This window comes from Psychrobacter sp. 16-MNA-CIBAN-0192 (genome assembly GCF_040309565.1).
Lineage (GTDB): Bacteria > Pseudomonadota > Gammaproteobacteria > Pseudomonadales > Moraxellaceae > Psychrobacter.
This window is the reverse complement of record NZ_JBEOOX010000009.1, coordinates 97,451-104,380: the sequence shown is the minus strand read 5'-3', so window position 1 is coordinate 104,380 and position 6,930 is coordinate 97,451. Positions and strand designations below refer to the sequence as shown.

At 42.5% G+C, this 6,930-nt stretch carries 3 protein-coding genes and 2 pseudogenes; 2 read left to right on the top strand and 3 right to left on the bottom strand.

Annotated features, from left to right (window positions below; genetic code table 11):
- Nucleotides 1-77 precede the first annotated feature (77 nt).
- Nucleotides 78-542: pseudogene (locus AAEY78_RS08865) on the top strand (sodium:solute symporter family transporter); the annotation flags it as partial.
- A gap of 186 nt (nt 543-728) precedes the next feature.
- On the opposite strand, the gene AAEY78_RS08860 reads toward AAEY78_RS08865, so the two are convergent.
- The 3 genes and pseudogenes from AAEY78_RS08860 to AAEY78_RS08850 form a co-directional block, all read right to left on the bottom strand.
- The gene (locus tag AAEY78_RS08860; protein WP_352338984.1) at nt 729-2,195 is read right to left on the bottom strand and encodes an outer membrane protein transport protein; all 1,467 of its coding nucleotides are present in this window, start codon (nt 2,193-2,195) and stop codon (nt 729-731) included.
- A gap of 302 nt (nt 2,196-2,497) precedes the next feature.
- Nucleotides 2,498-3,784 (bottom strand): annotated as a pseudogene (locus AAEY78_RS08855) (outer membrane protein transport protein).
- 256 nt (nt 3,785-4,040) lie between these two features.
- Nucleotides 4,041-4,349, bottom strand: coding sequence for a SlyX family protein (locus AAEY78_RS08850; protein WP_352338983.1), 309 nt, complete (start codon nt 4,347-4,349; stop codon nt 4,041-4,043).
- Between the two features lie 280 nt (nt 4,350-4,629).
- Between AAEY78_RS08850 and AAEY78_RS08845 the strand changes: the two genes are divergently transcribed.
- Nucleotides 4,630-6,570, top strand: a complete 1,941-nt coding sequence (locus AAEY78_RS08845) for an ATP-binding cassette domain-containing protein (protein ID WP_352338982.1) — start codon at nt 4,630-4,632, stop codon at nt 6,568-6,570.
- Nucleotides 6,571-6,930 lie beyond the last annotated feature (360 nt).

The window sequence follows — 6,930 nt, the reverse complement described above, 5'->3', positions numbered from 1 at the left end:
TAACAGAGAATCTAAGGCTGAAGATAGATTTTTGACATCTATTCTTGGAATTTGACATTAATTGTTGGAATTGACAAGTGGTATCAAGCTCTCTGACCAAAGACGTCTATAAACTATTTTTCGATAGAGACGCGCCTGAATCCCGTCAGGTATTAGTTGGTCGTATTTCTGTTGTGCTGGTCGCTATCGTATCAATTATGCTGGCGTCTAATCCAGAGAGTTCAGTATTAAGTCTAGTATCACATGCGTGGGCAGGATTTGGTGCTGCGTTTGCCCCATTAGTGGTATTTAGCTTGACATGGCGTCGTATGAACCGCAACGGCGCGGTTGCTGGTATGGTAGTTGGTGCCTTAACCGTAATTTTATGGGTATATGGCGGTTTTGAGCATAATGGTATGCCACTTAATGACTGGTTATACGCCATCGTTCCAGGCTTCTTATTTAGTACCATCGCTATCTTTGCCGTAAGTATTATGACTGGCGGACCTAAGGCTTCAGTATCAGCGAAATTCAGAGAAATGGAAGCGCATTTAGGTAAGTAAATGCGCTATAGATAAAGTAGATGTATTTATTTAAACCATTAAAAAAATCCCTGTTACTAAATAGTAGCGGGGATTTTTTATAGCGTTATTCTTTTAGACAACAATTAAATAATTAAGCTTAAAGCCCTTAATAAAAAAGCGACCCATTATGGATCGCTTTTCTATATTAAATTATACTACTGTACTCTAATTAAAGTTTTGCTTTGCTTGATAAGACAGCTTTACACCTAATATATAACCATCATTGTCTTGGAAGTCACCAACGATTTTCTTAGTAGGCAGCTGACCTTTAGCATCACCGAACCAGAGATATTTACCACCAGCAGATACTGCCCAATTCTCGTTTAAGTTATATTTAGCACCTAAACCGGCACTATAGTAGCCGTCAACAGGACCTAAAGAGGTGGTTGGATCGCCTGCACCACTATCCCAGCCAACGGTGCCACTTAACGCGAGTGCTGGAGATAGACGCTTTGCCATGCCTAGCTCTACCTGCCATTGATCGTCATCATAGCCAACCAAAGCCAATCCATCTGGACCATACGAGCCTTTACTAACGTCATTATATAGTGGCGGTACGATGGCAAAATCACTCCACGGCACCCAGCGTACTTTTGCTGTGGCTAATGTGGTCTTATTAATACCTGTCTGGAAGTCAAAGTTTACGGATTGTGGAGTAGTCACTTCAAAAACGCTGTTTCTATTTCCAGAAGCGGCAGCGGCAGCTATTTGTGCTGGTGTAGCATCTGCTGGCAGACGACCAACAGCGCCAATACCTACTATCGGATAACTTTCAGAAATCTTGGCATTATGATCAATTTCAGAGCGATAAGTAAGCGCCGCTTTTAAAGCGATTTCAGGTTTGCTATAAGAGACGCCAGCCAGCCAGCCGTAATCTTGGTCAGGAGTAACATGCGCAGTATAACCACTCGCAGGACCATAAGCCAAACCACGTAATTTTACATCAGCCTGCAAACGCTGGGCAACAGGACCACCATATACTTGGAACTCTTTATTGGCACCAAATTTTGCACCAAGAATTGCGGTGATGTTTTCGCTACGTACTTCAACATTAGTGCCTTCACCTGCAGTGCCGGCTTCAGCGCGGGCGATGCCTACAGCTGTAGATAGATTTGTAGCACCAGCTGCCGCTGCCGCTCTCTGTTGTGGCGTTAGCGTTGTATCTTTTGCAATCCCCGTCAGTCTAGCTATCTCGGTCCCAACGGTTGCGCCATTAAACTTGCCGCCAGTTAGCTTAGTAATCGAGCTGTTTAGATCGCCTTTCGCCACAAAGTTGTTATCGCCACTATAATCAGCCGCTGCACCAAATGGCTCATCATATAAGATACCGACACTAAAAGTATCGTTGATATCTGCTTTTACACCATAACGGAAAAAATCATAAGACTCAGCAATATCGCCAATTTTATTACCCTGAACATAGCCATTGCTATTAGGCACATTGTTAGCACTATCGTAACCGCTCACATCAGCATCAATATAAGTATAGACTGCCTCAGCATATAAGCCGTCTTGTAAAAACGCCGTAATATCTTGACCAGAACGATCCAGACCGGCGGCATGAGAGACACTGGCAATAGATAAAGCAGCAGCAGCGATTACTAAAGGTTTTAAATGAAAAGTTGGGCGCATATGGTTCTCCTAATATCCTTATTATGACCCGCTCTATTTTTAACAAATGCTTAGTGCCCTACATTTGCTTACTATATAAGCGGTTTCCTATTTAAGATAGTAATGTCTTTCTGACAGTAAGACAACAATTAAAGCGTATGATTTCTCTAATATGACCGTACAGTACAAATTATATATTCTGTTATTTCTACAACATATCACCATTTATATAAAATTTGATGTAAAAAAGCGACCCGTATCGGATCGCCTTTTTATAAACCATAGTGATATCCGTCACTCTATAACTGTGTACCTAGTTATATTTAGTTAAAACTTTGTTTAGCCTGATAAGACAGTTTCATACCAACGATATAACCATTGTTATCATCGAAATGACTGACAATATTTTGATTTGGAATTTATCCCTGCGCATCACCGAACCATAAGTATTTACCACCTGCAGACACTGCCCAATTCTCAGTCAGATTGTATTTCGCCCCAAGACCTGCGCTGTAATAACCTTCAATCGGACCCAAAGAGCTTACTGGATTACCAGCACCGCTGTCCCAACCGATATTACCTGTAATGGCTAAAGCCGGAGTAAAACGCTTGGCGAGACCCAATTCTACTTGCCATTGGTCGTCATCATAGCCAACCAAAGGTAATCCATCTGGACGATAAGCGGGATTAGCGGTACTCACTTCATTATATAATGAGGGCTCAATCGCAAAGTCGCTCCATGGCACCCAGCGCACTTTAGCAGTGGCTAACGTGGTCTTATTAATGCCCGTTTGGAAATCAAAGTTTACTGATTTTGGCGTCGTAATCTGAATATCACCGCTTCTAGTCGCTGGAAATATAAATGGTCCGCCAGCAGCGCCAGGTATTGAACCACCGACTACTGGAGCCAGCGGATACTGCTCAAAAGCGTTGCTATTATGCTCAATGTCTGAGCGATACGTGAGCGCTGCTTGCAATGCAATCTCAGGCTTACGATAAGCCACGCCCGCCAACCAGCCATAATCCTGATCCGCACTAATATGGGTGGTATAACCATTAGCAACCTCATATGCCTTACCACGTAGCTTTACGTCCGCTTGTACACGCTGAGCAACTGGACCGCCATATATTTGGAAGTTCTTATGTTGACCAAGTTTTGCGCCAACAATGCCGGTGATGTTTTCAGTGCGTACTTCGACGTTAGTGCCCTCGCCATTGCGTGGTGATAGCGGGTTTTGATCAACAAAATTATTCTTACCACTATAATCAGCGGCTGCACCGAACGGCTCGTCATATAATACGCCGACACTAAAGGTATCATTAATATCTGCCTTTACGCCATAACGGAAAAAGTCATAAGACTCGGCAATATCGCCAATTTTATTGCCCTGTTGATAAGCGTTTTTATCGATAGCAGTACTGGCACTATTATCATAGCCACTTACATCTGCATCAATATAGGTATATACCGCTTCTGCATACAAGCCATCTTGCAAGAATGCAGTGATATCTTGACCTGAACGATCGAGACCAGCAGCAGAAGCCAAGTTGGTTATAGAAAAAGCAGCGACAGCTACCGCAAGAGTTTTGGCGTGAAAGGTAGGGCACATGGTATATCTCCGAACATCTTTATTATTGTGCTGCTACGTTGCTATTTAGCAATCGAGAGCAGACCGCGCTGCATCATAAAGATTATTCAGGTTCAAAACAATACAAAGAATACGTGTATAGAGAAGTATGACTGGTTGGTCACAGATTTGTAACTGTATTAATTATACTTATAGCTACATTTGCCCTCTAAAGTGAAAAGCATTATCACCTTATATAGCTAGTTTTTTAATAAAAATCAAAGCTAGCAATATAAGCCTAATAATGTGGCGGGCGATCAGCATTCACATCAAACGGCGCAATACCCTCATCAGCACTTTGGCTTTCGACTTGTTTATATATGAGCTGGAGCTGGCGCTGGAGCGTGCGAATATGCTTGTCCTGCTGAGTAATGATATTATCAAGATGCTCAACGGTCAGCTCTAAATGCGCCATACTCATTTGTAGCTCTATCATCTGTTGTTGTAGCTCATGCTCTACTGCTGTACTTTCTACCTTAGCATCTGCATTGGTATGAGCGTTGGTACTATCATTTTTTGTGGTCGGCGATTGTTGCGGTTGCATCATGGGTATCTCGTTAGGGTTAATCTATCATCGGTGGATAATATCTTTTTATAAACTCATGCTTTAAAAGCTCTAGAGAGGAATAATGAGCATAAGAAATCATAGTATATATAGTATGAATATTCCGATTGGAAAATCATAGCGATAAAAAATCCTAGCCATCGTTAAAGTCAGCTGACAGCATGGTATACTGATGACCCTCGAGTAACATCCTTTATATAACACTATTTATATAACAATTATTTTATCCCCTCTTTTCCTATATATAAGCTTAAGATACCCTATGGCACTGATACATTTAAAAGATATTCATCTCGCTTTTGGCGTGGCTCCCGTTCTTGATGGCATTGACTTTAGCATTGAAGCTGGCGAGCGCGTGTGTTTAATTGGACGTAATGGTGAAGGCAAATCCACCTTATTCAAACTGATTAGCGGCACTTTACAGCCTGATAGCGGCGAAGTTATCATTAATAATAGCGTGCGCGTGGCCATGCTTGAGCAAGACGTACCTGAAACCAGCGGTCGCATTTTAGATATCGTCATGGGCGGTAGCAAACGTACAGCAGAGCTATTGATTAATTATAATGCGCAAACTGACTTATGCGCCAATGGCGATATGGATGCTTGCGAGCGTATGGCGGATTTGCAGCACGATATTGATGCCGTGCATGGTTGGGATTTGGAACGTGAAGCCACGCGCCTGATTACGACCATGGGGCTCAATCCTGATGATGATTTATCGTCTTTATCTGGTGGTCGTAAACGCCGTGTTTTATTAGCACGCTCTTTGGTTACCAAACCTGACGTGCTACTCCTTGATGAACCGACTAACCATTTGGACGTTGATAGTATTGAGTGGCTAGAGCGCTTTTTATTAGAATGGCAAGGGTTGACGTTATTGTTTGTGACCCATGATAGAGCGTTCGTTAATAAACTATCGACTCGCATTATTGAGCTGGACCGTGGTCAATTGACCAGCTATGACGTCACTCAAGGCGAAGGTGGCTATGCACGCTACCAAGAACTAAAAGAGCTGCAACTGTTAGCAGAAGAAAAAAATAACGCTAACTTTGATAAAAAATTGGCGCAAGAAGAAGTGTGGATTCGTCAAGGTATTAAAGCGCGCCGTACCCGTAACGAAGGTCGCGTTCGTGAGCTAAAAGCCTTACGCGAAGAGCGTGGCGACCGCCGTGAACAAGTTGGTAATGTTAACATTACCATGGGTCAAGGCGAGAAAAGTGGCAAGCTGGTTTGTAAAGTTAAAAATTTACATCTACAGTATGATGACCACGTGTTAGTCGATAACTTTAGCACCACTATCATGCGTGGCGATAAAATCGGTATTATTGGTCCTAATGGCGCGGGTAAAACCACGCTTATTAAAGCCTTACTCGATATGTCTGATGATGATGTCATCAAAACCGGTAGCGTTGAGCTCGGCACTAACTTAAAAATCGCCTTCTTTGATCAGTTGCGTGATCAGTTAGACCTTGAAGCCAGTGTGGCGCAAAACGTCTCAGAAGGCTCAGACTTCGTTGAAGTTGGTGGTCGTAAGACGCACATTATGAGCTACTTGCAAGATTTCTTATTCGCCCCAGAGCGTGCACGTACTCCTGTTAAAGCTTTATCCGGTGGCGAACGTAATCGCGTGCTACTTGCCAAGCAATTATTGAAACCTGCCAACATCCTCGTGCTCGATGAGCCAACCAATGATTTGGATATGGCAACTCTTGAACTATTAGAAGAGTCTGTTGCAAGCTTTGGCGGTACGATTTTATTAATTAGCCATGATCGCTCATTTATGGATAACGTCGTCACCTCCACTTGGGTATTTGATACCGATGAAGATGGCAAAGGAACGGTTAGCGAATATGTTGGCGGCTACCAAGAATACTTAGTGCAAAAAAACCGCAGCGACGCGGCAAATGCAGCCAAGACCAATAATGGCAATGCTCAAAGTAAAGCCAGCAAAGCGCCTACTTCTACTCCAAAAGTTTCCACAGCAGCCAAAAAGCTAAATTTTAATGACCAGCGTGAACTCGATAACTTGCCAAAAGAGATTGCCGCATTAGAAGCAGAGCAGGCTGAATTACAAGACAAGCTCGCTGATGGTTCATGGTTTATCAAAGACTTTGATGCGGCAACGGTAGCCAGCGAGCGTATGTCTGCTATAGAAGATGAGATGATGCATAAGCTTGAACGTTGGGATGCGCTTGACGGCTAATTTTGATTACTTAGAACGTTATATTAATTAAAGCCATAAAGAGTGTTGTATGAGCATCATCGGGACTATCGCGATGATGCTCGTCGCTTTTACTACCCTTAATACAAGAATAGAGTGAAAGTTAGTGAACATTAGGCTTATTTCAAGTATCATTCCGTATTGTTTAATACCTTAACAATTCTAAGGTAATGATTATACTACTTTCAATTATCTAAACCCAGCTGCTATGTATATGCAATAAGGCGGTTGCGGTCATTTTTGCTTGATTTAATCACCCAAAATGTCCTCATGAGAGTGGTTTATTTTTAACACTATAATTTATTTTATGACCAAAATAGCTTAGAATAGCAACAATTAGCA

What these genes read in the sequence shown, in the direction of transcription:
- AAEY78_RS08860 (WP_352338984.1), bottom strand. Translation starts at nt 2,195, where the DNA reads ATGCGCCCAACTTTTCATTTAAAACCTTTAGTAATCGCTGCTGCTGCT.
- AAEY78_RS08850 (WP_352338983.1), bottom strand. Translation starts at nt 4,349, where the DNA reads ATGATGCAACCGCAACAATCGCCGACCACAAAAAATGATAGTACCAAC.
- AAEY78_RS08845 (WP_352338982.1), top strand. Translation starts at nt 4,630, where the DNA reads ATGGCACTGATACATTTAAAAGATATTCATCTCGCTTTTGGCGTGGCT.